This is a genomic window from Klenkia sp. PcliD-1-E (assembly GCF_024124375.1).
In the GTDB taxonomy this organism is placed as follows: domain Bacteria; phylum Actinomycetota; class Actinomycetes; order Mycobacteriales; family Geodermatophilaceae; genus Klenkia.
Genome location: NZ_JAMXRZ010000001.1, coordinates 109,102 through 131,499, shown reverse-complemented (window position 1 = coordinate 131,499; position 22,398 = coordinate 109,102). Strand labels below are relative to the sequence as shown.

Sequence of the window (22,398 nt, the reverse complement as noted above, 5' to 3'; positions counted from 1 at the left end):
ACGGGTCGCGGTGGAGGCGCCGCGGGGGTGGGGTCGGTAGGCATCAACCCCGCCGTTGCCGACGCCTGGCCGCCGTGATGAGGACAGTGGCGATCAAGCCGACGGCCAGCACGCCAAGGATGGCCACGGTCTGCCCGGTTCCGCCTTCCTGCTCGGCCTGAGCCGCGGGAGAAGCCGCTGCTTCGGCTGGGGGCGTGGTAACCGGTGACGTGGGTTCCGGGGAGCTGGTCGGTGCAGCCGGCTGCGGGCTGACGACGGCGGCGGTGAAGGCGTAGCTGCCCTGCACGATGTGGCCGTCGGCGGACACGATCCGGTAGGACACCGAGTGGGCGCCGGCGGTGGTCACCGACACCGGCTGGGTGACGGTGTTCCCGTCGATGACGGGGTCGCCGTCGACGGTGTCGTTGCCGGCGGGGTCAAGCACAGCGACCTGCGCGAAATCTGGTTGCACACCATCGTCGAAGGTGAGGGTGACGCTGGTCAGCGGTTCGGTGACGGTGGTGTCGGCGGCGGGAAGTGTCGACTCCAGCTCGCTGTGCGCTGCGGCCGGGGTCGCACCGACCAGGATGAGACCCAGCAGCAGCATGCCCACTGCGGCCGCGCGCCCTACGGCGCGACGGTGGACGGGCCGGTCAATGCATGCCGGACCGAACTGGATGGGTGGTGCTGCGGGCACGGGGTCTCCGAGATCTGTGCTCGAGGTGGGACGGTGGAGGCAGTCAGCCACCACCGGATGCAGTCGTCCTGGACTGGTCTGGGGTTCCCAGCCCTTACAGCGGGTCGGGGTCGTTGGCTCCGGCACGCTTGCCGGTGCCGTCGAGTACTTCGCTGGCGTAAGGGGCGTGCCGCTTGCCGGCGTGGGCTTCGGCTTCCAGCCGCTGCCGCAGGTGGGGGTAATGCAGCTCGAAAGCGGGGCGTTCGGAGCGGATGCGGGGGATCTCGACGAAGTTGTGCCGCGGCGGGGGGCTGGAGGTGGCCCATTCTAGGGAGTTGCCGTGGCCCCACGGGTCATCGCGCAGCGCCAGCTGCCCGTACTTCCACGACTTGGCCACGTTGTAGAAGAACGGGATGACCGATGCGCCGAGGATGAACGACCCGACCGTGGAGATGGTGTTCAGGGTGGTGAACGTGTCGGTGGGCAGGTAGTCGGCGTAGCGGCGGGGCATTCCGGACGTACCCAGCCAGTGCTGCACCAGGAACGTGGCGTGGAACCCGATGAAGGTCAGCCAGAAGTGCACCTTGCCCAGCTTCTCGTCCATCATCCGGCCGCACATCTTGGGGAACCAGAAGTAGATGCCGCCGTAGGCGGCGAACACCACCGTCCCGAACACCACGTAGTGGAAATGGGCCACGACGAAGTAGGAGTCGTTGAGCTGCCAGTCCAGCGGCGGGGACGCCAGCAGCACCCCGGTCAGCCCACCGAGCAGGAACGTGATGAGGAAGCCCATCGCGAACAGCATCGGGGTCTCGAACGTCATCTGGCCCCGCCACATCGTGCCGATCCAGTTGAAGAACTTGATGCCCGTGGGGACGGCGATGAGGTAGGTGAGGAACGCGAAGAAGGGCAGCAGGACGACGCCGGTGGCGTACATGTGGTGCGCCCAGACAGTGAGGGACAGGGCGCCGATTCCGATGATCGCGAAGACCATGCCCTTGTAGCCGAACAACGGCTTGCGGGCAAACACCGGGATGATCTCGGAGATGATCCCGAAGAACGGCAACGCGATGATGTAGACCTCGGGATGGCCGAAGAACCAGAACAGGTGCTGCCACAGCATCGGCCCACCATTGGCTGCGGAGAAGATGAGGGCGCCCAGGTGCCGGTCGGCCAGCAGCGCCATCAGTGCCGCGGTGAGGATGGGGAAAGCCAGCAGGATCAGCACGCTGGTCACGAAGGACGACCAGGCGAAGATCGACATCCGGAACATCGTCATCCCCGGGGCCCGCAGGCAGACGATGGTCGTGATGAAGTTGACCCCACCCAGGATGGTGCCCAGCCCGGACACGGCGAGGCCGGCGATCCACAGGTCGGCGCCGGCGCCGGGTGAGTTGGTGGCGTCCGAGAGCGGGGAGTAGGCGTACCAGCCGAAGTCCGCTGCTCCGCCCGGTGTCAGGAAACCGGAGACGGTGATGAGGCTGCCGAACAGGAACAGCCAGTACGACAGGGCATTCAGTCGCGGGAACGCCACATCCGGGGCGCCCAGCTGCAACGGCAGGATTAGGTTCGCGAACGCGAAGAACAACGGCGTCGCGAAGAACAACAGCATCACCGTGCCGTGCATGGTGAACAACTGGTTGTACTGCTCGTTGGACAGGAACTGCAGCCCCGGCCGCGCCAGCTCGCCACGCATCAGCATGGCCATCAGCCCGCCCACGACGAACCAGGTGAACGACGTCGCCAGGTACATCAACCCGATGACCTTGTGGTCAGTGGTGCGCAGCAGGGTGGCCAGTCGGGAGCCCTTGCCGGCGGGTACGGGTGGGTTGGGCCGGGCCACGATCTGTGCTGGAGCGATCGTCATCTGCTGGTTCTCCCTGAGCTGCGGCGCCCGCAGCGGGCGGCGTCACCCCCCAACTGCTATCTGACTTAGTAGATACTGGCACGCGCACACTCCCGATGGTGGCCGAGGGGGCACCGACCGGGCGGCACAATGGCCCTCGGCGGTCGTTGGCGCGCTCAGGCTCGGCCGAGCGTCGCCACCAGCTGCAGTGGCGGTGAGATGAGGGGGACTGAGATGGTCAGACCATTGGGCGATCTGGAGGCCGCGATCATGCAGGTGCTCTGGAGCAGCTCGGAGCCTGCGACGGTCCGCGACGTCATGGGGCGGCTGCAGACGCCCAAGCCGCTGGCCTACACGACCGTGATGACGGTGCTGGACAACCTGCATCGGAAACGGGAGGTCGAGCGCGAGATGCAGGGCCGGGCATGGAGCTACCGGCCTGCACGTACTCGGGCGGAACACTCGGCGGCTCTGCTCCAGGAGGTGCTGCAGCATGCGGGGGACTCCCAGGCGGTGCTCATGCACTTCGTCGCCGACCTCGGCCCGGATGAGATCACCCAGCTGCAGCAGGCCGTCGCGGCCGCCCAGGAGCGGGGCGGTCAGTGACCGCAACCTGGGTGCTGGCTGCCGTGGGTGGCGCCTTGCTGGTGGTGGGGCCCAGGCTGCGGCATCTGTCCTGGCTGGAGGTCTCACCCCGTCTGGGGATCGCCCTGTGGCAGGCGTTGTGCGTGTCCGCGGTGGCCGTGCCGGTCCTGATCGGGCTGACCGTGCTGGTTCCGGCCACGGCATGGGTGGGCGGCCTGGCCGCGTTGATGCACGCGTGCGTGCAGAGCATGCAGCAGGCGTACGGCTTCCACGGTGATGCCCTGGAGCCGACCTTGGGCTTGCTGCTGGCGGGGGCGGTGCTGGTGTGGGTCAGCGGTTGGATCGCCTTCGACCTCCATAGGGCACGACGCGAGCGCACTCGGATGCGCCGCTCCCTGGCTGCGGTCAGCTCACCTGACTTCGATCTGGGCGCGCGGGTTCTGGATTCCCCGACCGCCGCTGCGTTCTGCGTGCCTGGGCGTGACTCTCAGGTGGTGGTGACCGCCGGCGCGCTGGCCGCGTTGAGCACTGCAGAGGTCGCCGGGGTGCTGGCCCACGAGCGGGCGCACTTGCGTGCCCGGCACCATCTGGCTGTTGCCGGTACCCGGTCGCTGTCGCGGGCGTTCCCCGGAATCTCCTTGTTTGCCGTGGCCTCCCAGCAGGTCACCCGACTGGTGGAGCTCGCTGCCGATGACCGGGCCGCGCACGAGGTGGACCGGGTGACCGTGGCCTCGGCCATTGTGCGACTGGCCGCCATGCGGGCTCCCCGTTCGGCAATGGCCATGGCCGACTGCGCCACTCCCGGGGTGACGGCGAGCCGGGTGGGCAGGCTGCTGGCGCCGGTCGATCCGCTGCCGCCTCGGCGCCTGGGCGGGGTGCTGGCCACGCTGGTCGGGGTGCTTGGCACACCGTTAGCGGTGGCGATGGCACCGGCGATCAGCACCGCGATCACCCACCTGTGCACCGGGGTCAGCTAGACCGCCACCTTGTACTAACCTCCGTAGTAATAACGGACGGAGGGGACGACGTTGTCGAAGACCGGAATGACCCGTCGGGCGCTGCTCGGGGCTGCTGCTCTTGGGCTCTCGGCCCCGGTGCTGGGTGCGTGCGGGGGCGGGGAGTCCCGCCCGGGGGCGACGGCCGCCGGACGGTCGAGCCGGCCGCCGGCCGTGAGCACTGCCGAGGACGGCATCCAGGACGTGCAGCTGGTCGTCGGGGACGACTACGTCTTCCTCCCCAACGCCTTCAGCGTCGCTCCAGGAACAGTGCGGGTCACGGTGACCAGCGAGGCGGCGCAGCTGACCCACAACTTCGTGTTCAGCAAAGGCATGGGCCCCGCCGCCATCACCGAAAGCATCCCGTATCTGGCCCCCAGGGACGAGCAGAGCATCGAATTCACCGTGAAGGCACCCGGTGACTACCGGTTCGAGTGCTCCTTCCACGTTGCCCTGGGCCAGGTCGGCACCATGACCGTCACTGCTTGAGCTCGACCGTCCGGATCGGGCCTAGCCGGGTACCTCCACCCCCCGGTCGGCCAGCCAGGCCACCGGGTCCAGCCGCGGTCCGTTGATGCCGCCGCCGTGGACCTCGAAGTGCAGGTGCGGCCCCGTGGACTGGCCACGGTTGCCCAGCAGGGCGATGGGGTCGCCGGCCTCGACCACATCCCCGGCCTGCACCTGGATGGAGTCCATGTGGCCATAGACGGTCACATCGCCGTTCTCGTGCTGGATGTAGACGGCGAGCCCGAATCCAGTGGCTGGGCCGGCCCGCACCACCACCCCGGCGGCAGCGGCCACTTCCTGGGTGTACATGGGCGCGGCGAAGTCCAAGCCGTTGTGTCGACCGCCCCAGCGGGCCCCGAACCCGCTGGTCAAGCGGCCCTGTACGGGCAGGACCGCCCGCCGGGCCTCCTCGGCTTCCCGTGCAGCCCGGGACGCCGCCACCTCCTGCATCCGGTTGGCTGCCTCCTGCTCGCTGATCTCTGAGCGCGCAGCTATCGCTGTGTCCTCGCCGTAGTCCATGGCCAGGGCTGCGGCCACGTCGACAGCGGCGACTGCGGGCACGGCGGGCGCCGGTGCGCCCAGAACAAGGTTCGTACCGATCGCCCCGGCCATGGCGGCGACGAGCAGCGCACCGGCTCGAAGCCGCTGGGAGGGTCCTGCACGCAGTACCCGAGATGTGGGCTTGGCGGTGGCGATGCTGCGTCCAGATGCAGCCGAGTGGGTGCGGGAGGGGCGCAGGGTCGGGACGGCTCGGGCCTCACCGACCGTCAGCGTCATCCCCACCCTTTCTACGATGTAGGTTAGGAGACTAGGACGGTGGTCGACGCCCTCAGGGGAGGCGCGCCCCGACACGCCGCGCGACGGGGGCGAGGATGCGACGAACGGGGCCGGGCATGGCGGGCCAGTCAACCGCGGTCCCCGCCCAGCGTCCGGCGGCGGTGAAGACACCGCGCGGCACCCCCCTCCTCGCTTCCCTCCTACTGGCCGCCGCCGGCGGGCTGCTGCTGTGGTTGGCGTTCCCCGCCTGGGACCTGTGGCCGCTGGCGGTGGCCGGCCCGGCGCTGCTGCAGCTAGCCGCCTACGGCCAGCGCGCCCGGCGGGGTGCCGTGGTCGGCGGCGTCCTTGGGGCTGCGTTCATGCTCCCGCTGCTGAGTTGGTCGGGCGTGTTCGTTGGTTCGCTTCCTTGGGTGGCGTTGTCGGTGGCCCAGGCGCTGTTCTATGCCGCCCTGGGCGCGGGTGTCGCGGCGGTCAGCCGGCTGCCCGCGGCACCGCTGTGGTCGGCCCTGCTGTGGGTGGCTGCCGAGGGCGCCCGGTCCCGGTGGCCCTTCGGTGGGCTGCCGTGGGGGCGGCTGGGCTTTGCCCAGGCCGACTCCCCCCTGGCCCAGCTTGCCGCCGTCGGCGGGGTGCCCCTGGTCAGCTTCGCCGTCGCACTGAGCGGTTGCGGGCTGGCCAACGTGGTGGTGACAGTGCTACGCCGAGATGCTGCGCCTGGTCGGCCCGACGGGCGATACCGCAGGAGAATCCCGGCCTTGGCGCTTGCGATCGCGCCGTGGCTGGCGGTCATACCGCTCGGGCCGACCGGCGATACCCCGCCCGGGGGCTCCACCCAGGTCCCAGCGCGGGTCGACATCGCCGTCGTGCAAGGCGGTGTCCCCCGAGCGGGATTGGACTTCAACGCGCAGCGGCGCGCGGTACTGGACAACCATGTGCAGGCGACCGTGGATCTCGCCGCGGAGGTGGCCGCCGGCCGGCGGCCCGCGCCGCAGCTGGTGTTGTGGCCGGAGAACAGCTCCGACATTGATCCGCTGATCAACCCCGACGCGGCCGAGCAGATCGACCGGGCCGCGCGCGCGATCGGGGTGCCCATCCTGATCGGTGCCGTGCTCGACGGACCCGGGGGCTTCCTCACCAACGCCGGCATCGTGTGGGACCCCGTCACCGGGCCTGGTGATCAGTACGCCAAGCGGCACCCCGTCCCGTTTGGGGAGTACATGCCGGCGCGTTCGTTCTTCCGGCTGTTCAGCGACAAGGTCGATCTGCTGCGCCGCGATTTCCGCGCCGGTGAGACTCCGGGACTGCTCGATATGGGCGGGGTGGCTGTGGGTGACGTCATCTGTTTCGAGGTCGCCTACGACGGACTGGTCGCCGATGTCGTGGCCGAGGGCGCACAGCTGCTGGTCGTGCAGACCAACAACGCGACCTTCGGCTACACCGATGAGAGCCCGCAGCAACTGGCGATGAGCCGACTGCGGGCGATCGAGTTCGATCGCCCGGTGGTGGTCGTGGCCACCAGCGGCCTGTCAGCCGTCATTGAGTCCGACGGTTCGGTTCGAGCCCGCTCGGACCTGTTCACCCAGTGGGTGTTCACCGGCGCGGTGACCCTCGGCGAAGGAACCACCGTGGCTGCCCGCCTGGGGTCTGCGCCCGAGGCGGCGATGAGCGGGCTGGCGGTCGCGGCGCTGCTGTGGACGTGGGGACGACGCCGCACCACCGGTCTCGCCGCTGACACCCGCGTCGTGGATCCCGCCACCGCCAGTTCCCAGGCCTCGACCCCGCGAGCCTCGAACGATCGTGCACTGTCCCGCTTCCCCATCCCGTTCCGAGGAGATGACCTGTGACCCCATCCGACCTGGCTGCACTGTCCGACCAGTTGTTCACCGCCGCGGTGGCGGCCTACGCGCTGGCCGCCCTGGCCTTCGCCGCGGAGCTGGCTTTCGGGCGACGGGTGGGGAGCCCATCCGTCGCTGTCCCCGTGGGAGCGCGCGCCGGTGGCGACCCCCTACCCGGCAATCTCGCCCCGGGCGATCATTGCCCTGCACCGGCGCCGGACAGAGGGGCGAAGCGCTGGTCGTGGAGCGGCCTGGCACTGGGGCTGACTGCTGCTGGGGCCGTGCTGCAGATCGGGATGCTGGCCGTACGTGGCTGGGGAACCGGCCGCGTGCCGTGGGGCAACATGTACGAGTTCGGCTCGGCTGCGGTGCTGATCGGCATGGTGGCCTACCTGGTGGCCGCCTGGCGGGTACCGGCGGTGCGCCACATCGGGGTGTTCGTGGTCGGACCGGCGATGGTGGGCCTGGTTCTGATCGGTCTGTTCCTCTACGCCGAGGCCGGCCCCCTGGTGGCCGCCCTGCGCTCGGACTGGCTGGTGGTGCACGTCTCGGCGGCCATCATCTCCTTCGGGGTGTTCCTGGTCAGTGCGGTGGCCAGCTCTCTGTACCTGGTGCAGCGACGCCGCGAGCGGCGTCCGGCCGGTTCCGGAAGGGGTGCGCTGCTGGACCACCTGCCCTCCGCGCAGACGCTGGACCGGCTGGCGCACCGCACGGCGGTGTTCGCCTTCCCGGTGTGGACGTTCGCAGTCATCGCGGGTGCGATCTGGGCCGAGAGCGCCTGGGGGCGGTTCTGGGGCTGGGATCCGAAAGAGACCTGGGCGTTCATCTCCTGGGTCGCCTACGCCGCCTACCTGCACGCGCGCAGCACCGCCGGCTGGCGGGGGGCACCGGCGTCATGGATCAACCTGGTGGGTTTCGCATCCCTGGTGTTCAACCTGCTGTTCGTCAACCTGGTGTCCACCGGGCTGCACTCCTACGGCGGCGTGTGACGCGCCAGCTCGAGCACCGGCGGCGCCCGTCGGTGCTCTCGTTGGCCGGCTGGGGCGTGCTCGCGGCCGGTGCAGTGGTGCTGCTGGTCGCGGTAGCGCGACACACCCACCCCGGCGACCGAGGGCAGAGCGAGGCCGGGCAGCAGGCAGCGTCGGCAGTGGTTTCGGGGCCGCCGATCGCCACGGTCGTGGCATCTGTGGCCCTCGGGGTGATCGTCGCTGCAGCAGTCGGGGCGATTGCGGGGCTACGGGCCGCACTGCGGCGGCGACGTGCACCGGCCGGGACCGCCCTGAGCCCGGACGATCCGGGAGGCCCGACCACAGCCGAGGACGGGGCCGTGCCGCTCCGGTTGATCGCGGTGCACGAGCTCGAAACCTCGGTCCAGCAGCCTCCAGCAGCCCGGGCCTCGGTGGTCCGTGCGACCAGGCCGCCGGACCAGTCGACGTGGTAAGGAGCCCGGACTACCCGGACCGGTGACCTCCGGATCAGGCGGTGACCGAGAGGGCGCAGACATCAGCCGGCACCCTCGTCGGCTGTCACCGTTCTGCGCTCCGCCTACCACATGCAAGACAGTGCATATGACGCTACCGTGGGCGCAACCGGCACCGGGCCTGAGCTCGACCGCCCCCCACACACCGATGGAGCATCACGATGGGCGCAGGACATGACCACGGCCCAGCCGCGACAGCGGACGGCTCAGCTGAGGACCACCGCAGCAGGCTGTGGATCGCCTTCGGCATCACCGCCCTGATCGTCGTGGCGCAGGCCGTGGGGGCGATCTACACCGGCAGCTTGGCGCTGCTGACCGACACCGCCCACGCCATCACCGACGCATCGGGGCTCCTCGTGGCCCTGATCGCCGCCACACTCGTCCGACGTCCGGCCACCTCCCGACGCACATGGGGGTTCCGCCGCATCGAGGTCATCGCGGCCCTGGGTCAGGCTGCGTTGTTGCTGGTCGTCGGCGCCTACACCGCTGTGGAGGGTGTCCGGCGGCTGTTCTCCCCACCCGACGTGCCCGGCGGGGAACTGCTGGTCTTCGGCATCATCGGCCTGGTCGCCAATATCCTCGCGATCGCCGTGCTGGCCTCCAGCCGCGGTTCGAACTTCAACATGCGGGCTGCCTTCCTCGAGGTCCTCAACGACGCGCTGGGCTCCGTCGGGGTCATCGTCGCTGCGATTGTCATCGCCACCACCGGGTTCCTGCGCGCCGATGCGCTGGCCGGGCTGCTCATCGCCGCCCTGATCGTCCCCCGTGCGGTGACCCTGCTGCGCGAGACGGCCAGTGTGCTGATGGAGTTCACCCCGCCGGGACTCGACCTCGACGACGTCCGGACCCACCTGCTGGGCCGCGACCACGTCATCGGGGTGCACGACCTGCATGCCTCCACCGTGGCCACCGGGCTGCCCACCCTGAGCGCGCACATCGTGCTGGATGACGAGTGCTTCACCGACGGGCACGCCGCGGAGGTCCTGCAGGACATCCGCACCTGCGTCGCGACCCACTTCGCGGTGTCGGTGCAGCACTCAACCTTCCAGTTGGAGACCCGGCAGATCAGCGAAGAAGAGTCTGCCGCGGTCAAGCACGTCTGAGGGCTGAGGCTGGCCGCACCGGCCGGCGCGGACTCGCGCTGCCCATCACCCGGGGCGGTCCTGCCGAGCGGGAATGCCGCGCACGGCTTCGCCGACCTGGGCCACGAGATCCGCGAAGGCGGAGCCGCCCTCCCCTGAGCCCCGCCGGAGCGAGCCCATGGTCACCTCCGTTGCGCCGTCGGGTTCGGTAGAGGCGCGGGCGAAGACGCGGGTGCGGCTCACCAGGAGCATCAGCAGAAGGCCGCCCAGCATGGCGACGGCGGACGCCAACACGTAGACCTGCCCGGGGTCGTGGGAGACCTGCAGCGCGGCGAACCGCTGGTAGCCGGTTAAGGTGATGGAGGTGCCGTCGTCCAGGGTGATCGATTCCCCGACCTCCAGGTTGCCGGACCCCACCTGAACGAGCTGCCCGCGGTCGATGCGGGCCTGGTCCACGCTGTACACCGACTGGGGATCCCCGGAGTCCAGGCCGAGGTAGCCGCGGTAGATCACCAGGGCGACCTCGGGATCTAGCGGGCGTGGGTCGACGGAGGTGAGTACGCCGCCTTGCGCGTTGCCGGTGGGGGCGAAGAAGCCCTCCACGGCGAGCTGGCCGTCCGGTCCGGCGCCCAGGTCGGGCAGCTTGAGGGCACCCTGGCTGGCCATCGTGGCGGTGTCGCTGGGCAGGAAGGGCGCAGAGATGTCGGTGAGGGTGGTGCCGTCCGGCCGGGCGACGGTGAAGGTGGGCGAGAAGCCGTGCCCGGTGACGTACACCCGGGCGCCGTCGGTCCGCAGCGGGCTGTTCACCCCGATCGTTGTGGGCGTGGTGACCGCCCCGGGCTCGCCCCACAGCAGGTCTGCGTTGAACCGGGCTGGGGTCCCGTTGGGTTCGTAGGTGACGCGGAAATCCTCCAGGTTGGCGCACAGCGGGGTCATGGACCCGGTGTCGACCAGAGGCCCGGAGCGATAGTTGTCGTACTGCTGCAGCGAGTTGCAGAACCCCCGCCCTTCCGTCACGAGGATCGAACCCTCGTACCCCCACAACTTCCCCACTGCGAGGCTGACCAGCAGCGCGAGCAGCGCGAGATGGAAGACGACGTTGCCGGTTTCCTTGAGGTGCCCCTTCTCCGCGGACAGTTGTTTCCCGTGCGGGCCATCCCGGAGGACGACGCGGTACCGGCGGTTCCGCAGAACAGCACCGGCGGCCGCCACCGCCTCCTGCTCGCTCAGCGGGGAGCGCAGGCTCGCGGTTTCGGGGAGCCGATGCAGGTACCGCGGCGCGGGGGGTGGTGCCGCGACCGCGCTGCGCAGGTGCTCGCGCGCCCGCGGCAGCACGCATCCGATGAGGGAGATGAACAGCAGGAGGTAGACGGCCGCGAACCACGGCGAGGCGAACACGTCGAACAGGTAGAGGTCATCGAGGATTGGGGCGAGGGTGGGGTGGTCGCGGAAGTACTGCGACACCTGCGACGCCGAGAGGCTGCGCTGCGGCAGCAGCGAGCCGGGGACGGCAGCCGTGGCGAGCAGGAACAGCAGGATCAGCGCTGTGCGCATCGCCGTCAGTTGCCGCCACCACCGCAGTGGCCGACGACCCAGACGTGCACCCAGCGAGCGCCCGGCCCCAGCACCGGCCCCCTCGCGCTGGGTCGTGGGGGCGGGCGGTGTGGTGGTGGACAAGCCGACCGGTCTCCTTCGTTACAGCCCCGGAGCAGTGCGCGGGATCAGCCGCCTCCGTCGACGCAGCATTGCTACTACAAGTCATAGTAGCGATTTGAGGGGAGCTGCGGTCAGTGGAGGATGGCGATCCCGTCCCGCTGCTCCAGCTCCCCGGTCGGGACGCCGCCGCCGGTTCGCCGACCCGCTGTCGCAGGGCGGCGGCGCACGCGCCCCGCACGCGCTCCGTTGGCGATCACGACGACCTCGGCGACCTCGTGGGTCACGATGACCGCGGCGAGACCGAGCACGCCGAACGCGGCTAGCGGGATGAGGATGAGCAGGATGGCCGAGGACAGGGCCAGGCTCTGCAGCATGATGGCCCGAGACCGTCGCGCATGGGCCAGGGATCGTGGCAGAGCGCGCAGGTCCTCCCCCATCAGCGCCACGTCGGCGGTCTCGATGGCCACGTCGGTGCCCATGGCGCCCATCGCGATGCCGACGTCGGCCGTTGCCAGGGCCGGGGCGTCGTTGATGCCGTCCCCGACCATCGCCACCCGGCGCCGGCGACGACGCCCGCCGGCCGGTGCAGCCAGCCGCTCGACCAGGCCGGCCTTGTCCTCGGGGCGGAGTTCTGCGTGCACCTCGCTGATACCGGCGCGTGCGGCCAGGTGGGTCGCGGTCCGGGCGTTGTCACCGGTCAGCATGGCCGTGTCTATGCCCATGGCGGCCAGCGCCGCGACGGCCTCGGCCGCCTCGGGGCGCAACTCGTCGCGGATGGCGAGACCACCGATCAAGCCGCCTTCGCCCTCGACCAGGACGACGGTCGCCCCTGCATCCTGGTGGGCGGCGACTTCGTCTGCGAGGTCCCCGACCTCGACGAATCCAGGCTTGCCCAGTCGGTAAGGCTGTCCGTCGACCAGTCCCTCGAGTCCCTTGCCTACGACCGCCTGTACGTCGCGTGCGGTCGGGACCGGGCTGCCGGGGTTGCGTTCGGTGAAGCTGCGCAGGACGGCAGCAGCCAGGGGGTGCTCGCTGCGCGCCTCCAACGCCGTCGCGATGCGCAGGACGTCGGCGTTGTCGGTGTCGCCGGCGAGGAGGGTCGCGACGACCGCGGGCTGGTTGCGGGTCAGGGTGCCCGTCTTGTCCAGGGCTACGACGTCGACCGCGCCGAGGGTCTCCAGGGCCGCCCCTCCCTTGACCAGCACCCCCTGCCGGGTCGCGGCCCCCACGGCAGCGACCACCGTGACCGGCACGGAGATGGCGAAGGCGCACGGCGAGGCAGCCACCAGCACCACGAGGGCCCGCTCGATCCACACGGCCGGGTCACCCAGCAGCGACCCCACCACTGCCATCAGGCCGGCGATGACCAGGATCGCCGGCACCAACGGCTGTGCGATGCGCTGGGCCAGCCGTTGGGCAGATCCCTTGCGCTCCTGTGCTTCCTCGACGACGTGCACGATCCGGGCCAGGGAGTTGTCCCGGACAGCTGCGGTGACGGTGACGGTGAGCACACCGGTGCCGTTGACTGAGGCAGCGAAGACTTCCTCACCGGGCCCGACCTCGATGGGCACGGACTCGCCCGTCACTGCCGAGGTGTCCAGCGATGAGCGTCCGGACTCGATGACCCCGTCGGTGGCCAGCCGCTCCCCGGGTTTGACGACGAGCAGGTCCCCGGCCTGCAGCTCGGCGGGGTCGACCACGACCTCCTGACGGTCACCGCCCGGGCCTGGCCGCAGCACCGTCGCCCTGGGGGGCACCAGCTCCAACAGGGCCCGCAGCCCGCGGCGTGTCCGCGCGACCGCGTCGTCCTCCAGCGCCTCGGCGAGGGAGAACAGGAACGCCAGCATGCCGGCCTCGCTGTGGGCACCCAGCGCGATCGCCCCGATGACCGCAATGGTCATTAGGGTGCCGACGCCGACCTTTCCGCGGCGCAGCGCACGCAGCGTCCCGGGGACGAAGGTGGCCCCCCCGGCAGCCACCGCGCCGAGCGCCAGCACGACGACTGCTGGAGTGGGCAGGGACGTGAATCGATCCGAGCCCTCGCTGGCCAACCAGAGCACCCCGGCCAGCAGTGCCAGACGGGCGGAACTGGACCGCCACAGCGAACGTGGTTCCTCGGCAGTCGAGGCAGGAGCATTGCAGGTGGGATCGCCGCACCCGTCTCCTCCAGCCGGAGCGGTCGACACCTGCGGTCCGGGCGGGGCAGCCGGATCGGGGCCGCAGCAGGAGCAACCGTCACCGCAGGCACCCCCGGCGGAGATCATCGGCACAGCGGGAGTCACGGTGACAGCACGACGGGGTGAGGTCGGATCGGCACCGGATCCGCAGCACAGATCGGACACGTCAGGCCTCCACGGCGGCGGGGCGCCCATCGGTCACGGCATCGAGCAGTAGCTGACCCATGGCAGTGAGCTCGTACATGACCAGCTTTCCCTCGCGCCGTGATCGGGCCAGGCCCGTCGACCGCAGCACGCGGACGTGGTGGGACACCAGGTTGCGACTGTCCTCGCACACCCATGCGAGGTCGCAGACGCACATCTCGTCTCCCGCCTGCAAGGCCAGCGCGACGCGCAGCCGGCGGGGGTCGGACAGGGCTTTGGCCCGTGCAGCGGGGAGCTCGAGGTCGTCCATGCCGGGCAGCCCCGCTCGGACCTCCTCCGCGTGCGGGAGGTCCACGCACAGCAGGTCGCAGGATTCGACGGGCACCAGATCTCCTTGGGTGGATCGGCAGTTGAATCTCAAACGCTACGACGTACCAACGTAGGTTGTCACGTTAGGTGGCGGTGTCCTATCCTCGATAGGACCTCCCGTTCCCTGCGCTCGGAGGAACCGTGCCCACCAACAAGCCCACCGCCGCCCAGTCCTCCGCGCGTCGAGTGGTGAGTTCCACGGCGTCGAAGGGGCCGGTCTGGTCCAACTGGACGGTCATCGCAGTCGTGGTGGTGGTGTTCGCCGTCGTCGTGGGCGTTGCCGTGGCCCTCAGCGCCCGGGGGGAGGACGCCACTAGCGCCGGCAGCGCCGAGGTCGTCCGTGCCGACAGCCGCGTACTGCAGGCCGGCGACGAGGGCGCCGTCACCTTCGTAGAATTCCTGGACTTCGAGTGCGAGGCGTGCGGAGCGGCCTACCCCTTCGTCGAGCAGCTGCGCGAGGACTACGCCGGTCGCGTCAGCTTCGTCGTCCGGTACTTCCCCGGCACGGGCCACTTCAATGCCGAGAACGCCGCGGTGGCCGTCGAAGCTGCCGCGCAGCAGGACAACCTCGAGCAGATGTACAACCGGATGTACGAGACCCAGGCCGAGTGGGGCGAGGGGCAGACGTCAGAGGCTGATCGGTTCCGCGGCTACGCCCAGGACCTGGGCCTGGACATGGCGGCCTACGACGCCGCCGTCGCCGATCCCGCCACCCTGGAGCGAGTGCTCAGCGACCGTGCCGACGGCATCGCCCTGGGGGTCCAGGGCACGCCCACCTTCTTCATCGACGGGATCAGGCAGGACCCGCAGAGCTATCAGGACCTGGCCGACGCCCTGGACGCCGCGCTGGCCGACCAGCAGTGAGCACGCCCCCTTCCACGATGCATGAGCCGCTCGGCGCAAGCGTCTTCGATCACCCGACTGCCCGGCGTCGCCGGGTCGACCGGCTCGGACTGGGGCTCGCCATCGGCGGGGCTGTGGGCCTGTGGGCGGCGTTCACGCTGATCGTGGAACGCGTCCGGTTGCTCGTCGAGCCCACCACCGCGCTCAGCTGCGACCTCAATCCAGTGGTCAGCTGCGGATCGGTGATGACCAGCGCCCAGGCGTCGGTGTTCGGGTTCCCCAACCCGTTGATCGGCGTAGTCGGGTTCACCGTGGTGACGGTGACCGGGGTCGTGCTCCTGTCAGGTGCGCAGTTGCCCGGGTGGTACTGGGCCGGACTCCAGATCGGCGTGGTTTTCGCCATCGGGTTCGTGCACTGGTTGATCTTCTCCAGCCTGTACCGGATCGGGGCACTGTGTCCGTATTGCCTGGTCGTCTGGGTGGTGGTGATCCCGCTCTTCGTGGCCGTCACGACCCGCAACCTGCGGGCAGTCGCCCACCGCGTCCCACCGGGTGGGCGCCGACTGGTGACCACCGTCGTCGGGCGCGCACCGGTGCTGGTCGTGGTGTGGTACTTGGTCATCGCCGCCCTGGTCCTGCAGCGGTTCTGGGTGTTCTGGCGCACCCAGCTCGGCTGAACACGCCGGTGCACCGCATCCATGGGTGAGGCATTCGGCGACCTGGTGTCCACCGGCCCGTTCCTTCTCGCCGCAGCCATCGCCGCGCTGGCCGGTCTGATCGGCTTCGCGTCCCCCTGCGTCTTACCGCTCGTCCCCGGTTACCTCTCCTTCATCACCGGGTTGGCCGGCGGTTTCTCACAACGCACGTCCGGGGCCGCGCCGGACGGTGCCGCAGTCAGCACGGCACCCGTGCAGACGTCCCGTCGTCGACTGCTGGCCGGGGCGACCCTGTTCGTCGGCGGGTTCACCCTCGTGTTCATCCTGGTGGGCGCAGCCTTCGGCGGTCTTGGTCGCATGCTGCTGGTGCACGCCGACACCATCACCCGCGTCATGGGGGTGGTGACGATCGTCCTCGGGTTGGCCTTCCTGGGCTGGTTGCCCCCCCCTCCAGCGCACCGGTCGGCTCGGCTGGCGCCCGTCCGCCGGACTGGCCGGGGCGCCGCTGCTCGGCATCGTGTTCGGCCTCGGCTGGACACCCTGCATCGGGCCCACGCTGTCCGCGGTCCTCGCTCTCTCCTACACCGAGGCCACCGCAACCCGGGGAGCCCTCCTGGCCCTGGCCTACTGCATCGGGCTGGGCGTCCCGTTCCTGCTGGTGGCCCTCGGGGCCGGCTGGGCCGTACGGAGCACGACGTGGTTGCGGCAGCATGCCCGCACCGTGACGCGGACCGGAGGTGTCCTGCTCATTCTGGTCGGCATCCTGCTCGCGACCGGGCTCTGGACCGACCTCATGCAGTGGTTCCGCGGCTGGGTGGTTGCCGCCGGCTACGGCACCTCATTCGTCTGACCCCCGATCCGCCTGGCGCGTGCGCCAGATGAAAGGCAGCCATCATGGAACGACCTACCCGCGGAGTGGGTGCTATGACCGGACCCCATCGCTGGACCCGTCGCACAGTCCTGGCGGCCACCCTGGCCCTGGGTACCGCAGCCGTGGCCGCGTGCTCCTCGTCGACCACGGACGAGGACCAGGCATCCGACGGCGAGTTCAGCTTCAACGAGTCCACCCCCGTGGGCGAGCTCATCCCCCTCGACCGCCGCGCTGACGCACCGGAAGTCAGCGGCGAGCTGCTCGACCAAACCGCGTTCGGCCCGGCCGACTACCAGGACACGGTGCTGGTACTCAACTTCTGGGGCTCGTGGTGTGCGCCCTGCCGGGTGGAGACACCCGAATTCCAGCGGGTCTTCGCCGACCTCGGCGACCAGGGCGCCTCCTTCCTCGGGGTTGCGGTCAAGGACCAACGGCAACTGGCCCAGGCCTTCTACGACGACTTTGGTATTACCTATCCGTCGCTGTTCGACCCCAGCGGAGAGGTCGCTCTGGCGTTTCGCGACTTTCCCGCCAATGTCGTCCCCACCACGATCCTCATCGACAGGCAGAACCGGGTAGCAGCCACCTACGTGGCCGTCGTGCCCGAAGCCGATCTCCGACGAGCTCTGCAAGTTCTACTAGCTGAAGAGTGACCGGTAGCTCCAGCCGCCTCATTCTGGGCGAGCTTGCTCGTCAGGTCTGCCGACGCTGCGCAGCCTCGCAGGACACGGTGACGAGGTAGAACCGCGAGCCGGTCCGGCAGTTGATGGCCGGAGTTGGCACCTGCGCGGGGATGCTGGCGAGCTTGGGCGGGGACTGCGGCCGCGGCGGGTCAGTCCCGGGCAGGCCAGGTCAACAGCGGCGGCAACGGTTCGCCGAGGTGGCCGTCGGGGCTGGTGGCGCGGTGCTCATGGCTGCCGCCCGCGTGGGCGATGGCGGCCAGCAGCAAGCGCAGGTTGTCCCGGTCCAGGCCGGCGGCGAGGTCTCCCAGGGCGACGGGAAGGCCTTCGGCGAGGGAGGCGGCGGCGCGCAGCAGCCGTAGCTGTCCGGCGGAGCCAACGATGCGGCCGTCGCGGATGGCTGGGTCGAGGTCGGTCCAGGTAATAGCGGCCCAGCCAATGCCGGCGGCCTGGCCGGTGGGCGGTCCGGTGGGATCGTCGTCGTAGTCGACGGTGATGAGGTCGGCGGCGGCGAGCTCGGGCAGCCAGTGGCCGGCGTTGGTGAGCAGCAGGATGGCGGCTTCGGTGCCGTAGTCACCGACGGCGGCGCGCAGCAGCGCGATCTGAAGCTCGTCGGGGTCGAGGTCGCGGGCGCGGGGTTGGAAGAGCACGACGGTCCGCTGGTCCTTCCTGCTGGTGGGCGGCGGGGTCCAGTGTCCCCACGGCTGGTCGGTGCCGGTGGTGGTGCTGACCCGGTGGGGCGGGTGCGCGCAGCGCACCCGGGGGTGGCTTGCGATAGGAGCGCGTCGGGCCGGAGGCACGTCCGGACGCGTCAGCGGACGGTCTCGACGCGTCAGCGCCGGGTGTGCGCGACCCCCGCCGGCGCCCGAGCTGCCTGGCCGGTGTGGTGCGGGCCGGGGTCCGGGTGGGCCGCTGGCTGCGGCCCACCCGGCGGGCTCAGTCGATCTGCTCGGTGGTGGGCAGGGGGTTCAGACCGCAGGCGCGGCGCTCGACGTCGGCCAGCGTGTAGCCCAGGGCCTGCAGGTGGGTCAGGTTCCGGCCAGTGGAGGGGCGTAGCTGGCGCCAGTCGTTGCGGTCGGTGCGGGCCTCGTAGGCGGCCAGCACCAGCACCAGGGTCAGCAGCAGCGCCCGCGCGTCGCTGGCCTTCGCCACGAGCTCGGCCAGCGCGGTGGACCGACCGTAGCTGCCGGGGGCGACGTCGAGCAGGGCGGCGGCGACGCGGTTGCCGCCGACGTCGGCGAGCAGGTCGGCGTCGACGGCGAGCGCGGCGGCGACGAAGGTGGCGGTGCCCTTGGGGGCGGTCTTGCGGGTGGCCAGGGCACGCAGCCAGTCCCGGCGCACGGTCTCGGCGCTCCCCCAGGCCTAATGGGTCTGCAGCGCTGGCGCCGCGACACCTTGTCCACGCACGAGTCGACCAGACCTCCAACAAGACCGGTGTGTGCGCCGGCGCTGCGCTACAACGTTCGTGGTTGAGCCCTCTGCATCTCGACACCGCCCTCATCGCCTGAGCCCGAGCTCTTCGACTGTGACAGCGACAGGTGCAGGTAGCTGGGCCACGAACGGCTAGTGGAAGGTCGGGCCCAGAGCCCTCGCCATTAGGGCGCGCGCGTGGTCCCCCGCGGCATCAACCAGCACCCATCAACCCGCAGCATCCGTGGAGAGGAACGTGCCGTTGATCGACTACCAGGACTCGCCGACGACATCCAAGCAACTCCAACCTGCCCAGCCAGACGGCGCCGCAGAGCCGACCTCGTTCTGCGGCATCGACTGGGCCGACGACCACCACGACATCGCGATCGTCGATCACCGCGGCACCCTGCTGGTCAGCCACCGCATCGATGACGACGCGGCCGGGTTCGCCACCCTGCTGAACCTGCTCGCCGAACATCAAGATCCCACCAGTGCACCGATCCCGGTCGCGATCGAGACCAGCCGCGGTCTGGTCGTGGCCAACCTGCGGATGGCCGGCAGACCGGTCTACGCGATCAACCCCATGGCAGTGGCCCGCTACCGCGAACGCAGCTCGGTGGCCGGCCGCAAGTCCGACGCCTTCGACGCGCGCACCCTGGCCAACATCCTGCGCACCGACGCCCACGAGCACCGGCCCCTTGCTGATGACTCCGTCCTGGTCCAGGCCATCCGGGTGCTCGCCCGGGCACAACAAGACGCGGTGTGGGACCGGCTGCAGGTGCAGAACAAGCTGCGCGCCCACCTGCTGCAGTACTTCCCGGCCTTCGTGCGCGCCTACGACAAGGTGGCCGGCGGACTGAGTGGTGCCGACGCACAAGCCGTCCTGGCTATCGCACCAACCCCGACCCTCGCCGCGCAGCTCACAAGGGCACAGCTGCGGGCCGCTCTTCGCCGCGGGGGCAGACAACGCCGCATCGAGCACGAAGTCGAACGCCTACACAGCCTGCTCAGGGCTCCTCAGCTGCGCCAACCGGCACCTGTTGAGGAGGCGATGGGTAAGCAGTGCGTGGTGATCCTGGGGCAGCTGGCCGCCGCGACGGCCGGATGCAATGACCTGGCCGACGCACTCACAAAGGCCTTCAACCGGCACCCGGACGCTGCGATCCTCACCAGCTTCCCCGGTCTGGCCGAGATCTCCGGTGCACGCATCCTCGGCGAGATCGGTGACGACCGCACCCGCTTCGCCGACGCCCGGGCGCTCAAGGCCTACGCCGGAAGCGCACCGATTACCCGAGCCAGCGGCCGCAGCTCCTACGTCAGCCGACGACGCATCAAGAACAACCGCCTGGCCGACGCCGGCTACACCTGGACCCTGTCCTCCCTGCGCACCTCACCAGGAGCGCGGTCGCACTATGACCGCAGGAGAGCCATCGGCGACCGACACAGTGCTGCCCAGCGCAACCTCTACAACCGGTTCCTCGGCATGCTCCACCACTGCCTACAGGCCAAGACCCTGTTCGACGAGAAGGCGGCATTCCCAGCACAACCGCCGCCACAACCCGCGCCTCCGACGCCCCCAGCCCGAACGAGGCTTACCTGTTGAGCGTGTCGGCGAACAAGCTCAGGTCGTCGTCCTCGCCCACCGCCCACGCCTCCAGCCCGGGTGCGGCCAGCACGACCTCGATGAGCTCGGCGGAGCCGCCGACCAATGTGGAGTCGAAGTCGATCTCGCTGGATACACACCAGGAGCGGTCCGCTGGCCACAGTAGGTTCGGCGACTGCGGGATGACCCAGTCGTCGGTGACCTGATGGCCCATGGCCAGTGCCCCGCGCAGCGGCCCGGCGAAGAGCAAGTAGTTCCGCCCGGGCAGCGACAGGCGCGGCGCGGCCAGCGCCTGCTGCAGCTGCCGCGGCACCTCAGCCCGCCGGGGTGGAAGCGATGGGGAACCGTCGCGGCTGTCGGCCTGGGTGAACACCATCAGGGAGCTCGACCCATGGAGCCAGCCGTAGCCCTCCCACAGCGCGTGATAGCACTCCTGATCCCCGGTGAAGGGGGCCAAGACATCCAGTAGCCGGGCCAGCGGCGCTGGCTGCAGCGTCCCCTCCTGCACTGTCACCTCGTCCCACAGCCCCTCGGAGGACAGCGACAGATCTCGCTCAGGATTCGGAGAGGTGATGGAGCGCCACTGCATCAGGGCGTGCGGAGTGCGACCGGTCCGTTCGCACACCTGGGCCCACGTCACGGTCGCGCCCTGATCCTCCGCGTCGTTGCCAGAAGCCGCGGGAGGTGCATGGAGGTCGACGGAGTGCAGAACGCGGGCGTAGGCCCCGAACCCGGTCGGGACGTTGCTCGCGACGGTGCTGCCGAAGCCGCGCAGCCGCTCCTCGATCCAGCCCCCGACGGTGGGAGTGGGCACTGCGTGCAGCCCTTCCATGCTCATCGGGTCATCGTTGCGGTGCAGGGCGCTTCTGTCAGCACGGGCCAAGTTCGACAAGACCGTTCTACCTCGGCGAGCTCGAGGCTTGCCCAATGCGAACGTGGAAGGTCTTGTTGGAGTCGATGACGTCACGGCGGGCGGCGCGGGCGGCGTCCCGCTCGTCGTCGCTCAGCTCGGCCGCCGGAACGCGGCCGCTACCGCTGCCGCCGTGGTTGGCCCAGGCGTCGAGGTGGCCGTGCGCTGCGGGGTCGGTGCACACCCAGCGGGGCGCGGCCCAGCTGACCCACTCCCGACGGGCCCCTCCCCCGGTGTCGAGGTCGTCTTCCTCGTCGGCCAGGTCCTCGTCATCGTCCTGGTCGTCGGTGTCGTCGTCCTGGCCGGTGTCGGGGAGGGGCTGGCCGTCGGCGTCGACGAACCGCCACCCGTGCTCCTGCCCGACGTAGGCCGCATGGCCCTCGCAGCCCTGATGGGTGGCGGCGGTCAGCCGGGTGCCGTCGGCGTCGGCCAGGCGGTGCAGGTCCCGGGCCGGGTCGTCCCCGGCGGGCTTGTCGATGACCCGCACCCCCTGCTCCCGCAGCCCGTCGGCGACCTGGGCGCGGGCGGCGGCGTCGCGGCGGTCGTTGCGCAGCCGCTGCGCGACGTGGTCGAACCGGCCCTCCCGGGCGCCCACGACCAGGGCCTTGACCGCTTCGGGGTCGGTGTCGAACTCGGCCACGACGGCGGCCTGATTGAGGTCCAGGAACTCGTATCGGGACGAGGCGGCACGGGCCAGCTCGGACCCGTGCACGGCCAGGGCTGCGGTGACCTCGGTCTTGGTGGCGCGGGTGCGGCGAGCGATCTGGGTGGGGGTGACACCGAAAGCCGACAGCTGACCGATGACGTCGGCGCGCTCGGCCGTGGTCAGCCCGGTGCGGTGCTCGTTCTCCGCCCACTGCGTGACCAGCCGCTCCACCGTCGCCGCGTCGTCGGTTGCCTCGTCGGCGGCGATGACGACCGGCACGGTGTGCCGGCCGGTCTGGACGGCGGCCAGGGTGCGGCGGTGGCCGTACCGGACCCGCAGTGCCCCGTCGGCGGTGCGGACGGCGACGACGGGGACCAGGACGCCGTGCTCGGCGATGCTGGCGCAGAAGTCGGCGTCCAGGCGGGTGTCATGGCGGACGTTCAGATCGACGAGCAAAGTGGCCGGGTCGACCTCGACCAGCTCGCGGGTGGACGGCGTCGCGGTCGGGTTGGCCGTGGCAGTGGTGGTCATGGCGGGCTCCTCAGTGAACCGGCGGCGTGATCGGACAAGATCAATTATCTTGCCGACCCGCCTCTGAGCAGGGCTTTCTCTCTCAATCTGTGGATCCGCCCCGGCGCCGTGCCGGCCTGTGGACAACGACCCGCCGCTTCGCC

At 70.3% G+C, this 22,398-nt stretch carries 21 protein-coding genes and 1 pseudogene; 12 read left to right on the top strand and 10 right to left on the bottom strand.

The genetic code is table 11. The features are described from left to right. Positions 1–43: 43 nt before the first annotated feature. Both NH342_RS00650 and ctaD read right to left on the bottom strand, forming a co-directional pair. Positions 44–586, bottom strand: a complete 543-nt coding sequence (locus tag NH342_RS00650) for a copper resistance CopC family protein (protein ID WP_253010210.1) — start codon at positions 584–586, stop codon at positions 44–46. Positions 587–770: 184 nt separating this feature from the next. After that, entirely contained in the window at positions 771–2,522 is a 1,752-nt protein-coding gene (gene ctaD, locus NH342_RS00645; RefSeq protein ID WP_253010208.1) for a cytochrome c oxidase subunit I, read from the bottom strand. 225 nt (positions 2,523–2,747) lie between these two features. Between ctaD and NH342_RS00640 the strand changes: the two genes are divergently transcribed. The 3 genes from NH342_RS00640 to NH342_RS00630 all read left to right on the top strand — a co-directional run bounded on the left by NH342_RS00640 (position 2,748) and on the right by NH342_RS00630 (position 4,570). Continuing rightward, positions 2,748–3,107, top strand: a complete 360-nt coding sequence (locus NH342_RS00640) for a BlaI/MecI/CopY family transcriptional regulator (protein ID WP_253010206.1) — start codon at positions 2,748–2,750, stop codon at positions 3,105–3,107. Then, positions 3,104–4,063 carry a M56 family metallopeptidase gene (locus NH342_RS23990; RefSeq protein ID WP_253010204.1) on the top strand — a complete coding sequence of 320 codons (960 nt, stop codon included), beginning with the start codon at positions 3,104–3,106 and terminating at the stop codon, positions 4,061–4,063. The genes NH342_RS00640 and NH342_RS23990 overlap by 4 nt, the downstream gene beginning before the upstream one ends. A gap of 192 nt (positions 4,064–4,255) precedes the next feature. After that, complete coding sequence (locus NH342_RS00630) at positions 4,256–4,570, top strand: plastocyanin/azurin family copper-binding protein (RefSeq protein ID WP_253010202.1); 315 nt, start codon at positions 4,256–4,258, stop codon at positions 4,568–4,570. Between the two features lie 21 nt (positions 4,571–4,591). On the opposite strand, the gene NH342_RS00625 is transcribed toward NH342_RS00630, so the two are convergent. Next, complete coding sequence (locus NH342_RS00625) at positions 4,592–5,149, bottom strand: peptidoglycan DD-metalloendopeptidase family protein (RefSeq protein WP_253010200.1); 558 nt, start codon at positions 5,147–5,149, stop codon at positions 4,592–4,594. A 377-nt stretch (positions 5,150–5,526) separates the two neighbouring features. Between NH342_RS00625 and lnt the strand changes: the two genes are divergently transcribed. From lnt to NH342_RS00610, 3 genes are all read left to right on the top strand, one after another. Beyond that, positions 5,527–7,206, top strand: a complete 1,680-nt coding sequence (lnt, locus tag NH342_RS00620; RefSeq protein WP_253010198.1) for an apolipoprotein N-acyltransferase — start codon at positions 5,527–5,529, stop codon at positions 7,204–7,206. A 272-nt stretch (positions 7,207–7,478) separates the two neighbouring features. Next, a complete protein-coding gene (gene ccsB, locus NH342_RS00615) occupies positions 7,479–8,186 on the top strand; it encodes a c-type cytochrome biogenesis protein CcsB (protein ID WP_253010196.1) in 708 nt (235 codons plus the stop codon). 652 nt (positions 8,187–8,838) lie between these two features. Further along, complete coding sequence (locus NH342_RS00610; RefSeq protein WP_253010194.1) at positions 8,839–9,780, top strand: cation diffusion facilitator family transporter; 942 nt, start codon at positions 8,839–8,841, stop codon at positions 9,778–9,780. 45 nt (positions 9,781–9,825) lie between these two features. Here the strand turns inward: NH342_RS00610 and NH342_RS00605 are convergent, their stop codons facing one another. The 3 genes from NH342_RS00605 to NH342_RS00595 all read right to left on the bottom strand — a co-directional run bounded on the left by NH342_RS00605 (position 9,826) and on the right by NH342_RS00595 (position 14,121). Further along, on the bottom strand, positions 9,826–11,313 hold the full coding sequence (locus tag NH342_RS00605; RefSeq protein WP_253010192.1) for a cytochrome c biogenesis protein ResB: 1,488 nt from the start codon (positions 11,311–11,313) through the stop codon (positions 9,826–9,828). 233 nt (positions 11,314–11,546) lie between these two features. Beyond that, the gene (locus NH342_RS00600) at positions 11,547–13,475 is read right to left on the bottom strand and encodes a cation-translocating P-type ATPase (protein WP_308200580.1); all 1,929 of its coding nucleotides are present in this window, start codon (positions 13,473–13,475) and stop codon (positions 11,547–11,549) included. 283 nt (positions 13,476–13,758) lie between these two features. Next, positions 13,759–14,121, bottom strand: coding sequence for a metalloregulator ArsR/SmtB family transcription factor (locus NH342_RS00595; RefSeq protein ID WP_253010188.1), 363 nt, complete (start codon positions 14,119–14,121; stop codon positions 13,759–13,761). Between the two features lie 125 nt (positions 14,122–14,246). Between NH342_RS00595 and NH342_RS00590 the strand changes: the two genes are divergently transcribed. The 5 genes and pseudogenes from NH342_RS00590 to NH342_RS00570 all read left to right on the top strand — a co-directional run bounded on the left by NH342_RS00590 (position 14,247) and on the right by NH342_RS00570 (position 17,128). Then, positions 14,247–14,969, top strand: coding sequence for a thioredoxin domain-containing protein (locus tag NH342_RS00590; RefSeq protein ID WP_253010186.1), 723 nt, complete (start codon positions 14,247–14,249; stop codon positions 14,967–14,969). Between the two features lie 17 nt (positions 14,970–14,986). Continuing rightward, positions 14,987–15,625, top strand: a complete 639-nt coding sequence (locus tag NH342_RS00585; protein WP_253010184.1) for a vitamin K epoxide reductase family protein — start codon at positions 14,987–14,989, stop codon at positions 15,623–15,625. A 21-nt stretch (positions 15,626–15,646) separates the two neighbouring features. Further along, positions 15,647–15,994 (top strand): annotated as a pseudogene (locus NH342_RS23985) (cytochrome c biogenesis CcdA family protein); the annotation flags it as partial. Positions 15,995–16,121: 127 nt separating this feature from the next. Continuing rightward, positions 16,122–16,454 (top strand): cytochrome c biogenesis CcdA family protein, encoded by a 333-nt coding sequence (locus NH342_RS23980; RefSeq protein ID WP_253010182.1) that lies wholly within the window; start codon positions 16,122–16,124, stop codon positions 16,452–16,454. A gap of 74 nt (positions 16,455–16,528) precedes the next feature. Then, entirely contained in the window at positions 16,529–17,128 is a 600-nt protein-coding gene (locus NH342_RS00570) for a TlpA disulfide reductase family protein (RefSeq protein WP_253010180.1), read from the top strand. A 179-nt stretch (positions 17,129–17,307) separates the two neighbouring features. Here NH342_RS00570 and NH342_RS00565 read toward each other — a convergent pair whose 3' ends face one another. Further along, positions 17,308–17,805 carry a hypothetical protein gene (locus NH342_RS00565; RefSeq protein WP_253010178.1) on the bottom strand — a complete coding sequence of 166 codons (498 nt, stop codon included), beginning with the start codon at positions 17,803–17,805 and terminating at the stop codon, positions 17,308–17,310. 286 nt (positions 17,806–18,091) lie between these two features. Next, entirely contained in the window at positions 18,092–18,496 is a 405-nt protein-coding gene (locus NH342_RS00560; protein ID WP_253010176.1) for a hypothetical protein, read from the bottom strand. 421 nt (positions 18,497–18,917) lie between these two features. On the opposite strand from NH342_RS00560, the gene NH342_RS00555 reads away from it, so the two are divergent. After that, positions 18,918–20,168, top strand: a complete 1,251-nt coding sequence (locus NH342_RS00555; RefSeq protein ID WP_253010245.1) for an IS110 family transposase — start codon at positions 18,918–18,920, stop codon at positions 20,166–20,168. On the opposite strand, the gene NH342_RS00550 is transcribed toward NH342_RS00555, so the two are convergent. After that, a complete protein-coding gene (locus tag NH342_RS00550; RefSeq protein WP_253010174.1) occupies positions 20,158–21,006 on the bottom strand; it encodes a hypothetical protein in 849 nt (282 codons plus the stop codon). The two genes, NH342_RS00555 and NH342_RS00550, sit on opposite strands and share 11 nt — an antisense overlap. 61 nt (positions 21,007–21,067) lie before the next feature. Further along, positions 21,068–22,255, bottom strand: coding sequence for a ParB N-terminal domain-containing protein (locus NH342_RS00545; RefSeq protein ID WP_253010172.1), 1,188 nt, complete (start codon positions 22,253–22,255; stop codon positions 21,068–21,070). Positions 22,256–22,398 lie beyond the last annotated feature (143 nt).

What these genes read in the sequence shown, in the direction of transcription:
- NH342_RS00550 (WP_253010174.1), bottom strand. Translation starts at nt 21,006, where the DNA reads ATGAGCATGGAAGGGCTGCACGCAGTGCCCACTCCCACCGTCGGGGGC.
- NH342_RS00605 (WP_253010192.1), bottom strand. Translation starts at nt 11,313, where the DNA reads ATGCGCACAGCGCTGATCCTGCTGTTCCTGCTCGCCACGGCTGCCGTC.
- NH342_RS00650 (WP_253010210.1), bottom strand. Translation starts at nt 586, where the DNA reads ATGCTGCTGCTGGGTCTCATCCTGGTCGGTGCGACCCCGGCCGCAGCG.
- NH342_RS00545 (WP_253010172.1), bottom strand. Translation starts at nt 22,255, where the DNA reads ATGACCACCACTGCCACGGCCAACCCGACCGCGACGCCGTCCACCCGC.
- ctaD (WP_253010208.1), bottom strand. Translation starts at nt 2,522, where the DNA reads ATGACGATCGCTCCAGCACAGATCGTGGCCCGGCCCAACCCACCCGTA.
- NH342_RS00585 (WP_253010184.1), top strand. Translation starts at nt 14,987, where the DNA reads ATGCATGAGCCGCTCGGCGCAAGCGTCTTCGATCACCCGACTGCCCGG.
- NH342_RS00570 (WP_253010180.1), top strand. Translation starts at nt 16,529, where the DNA reads ATGACCGGACCCCATCGCTGGACCCGTCGCACAGTCCTGGCGGCCACC.
- NH342_RS00610 (WP_253010194.1), top strand. Translation starts at nt 8,839, where the DNA reads ATGGGCGCAGGACATGACCACGGCCCAGCCGCGACAGCGGACGGCTCA.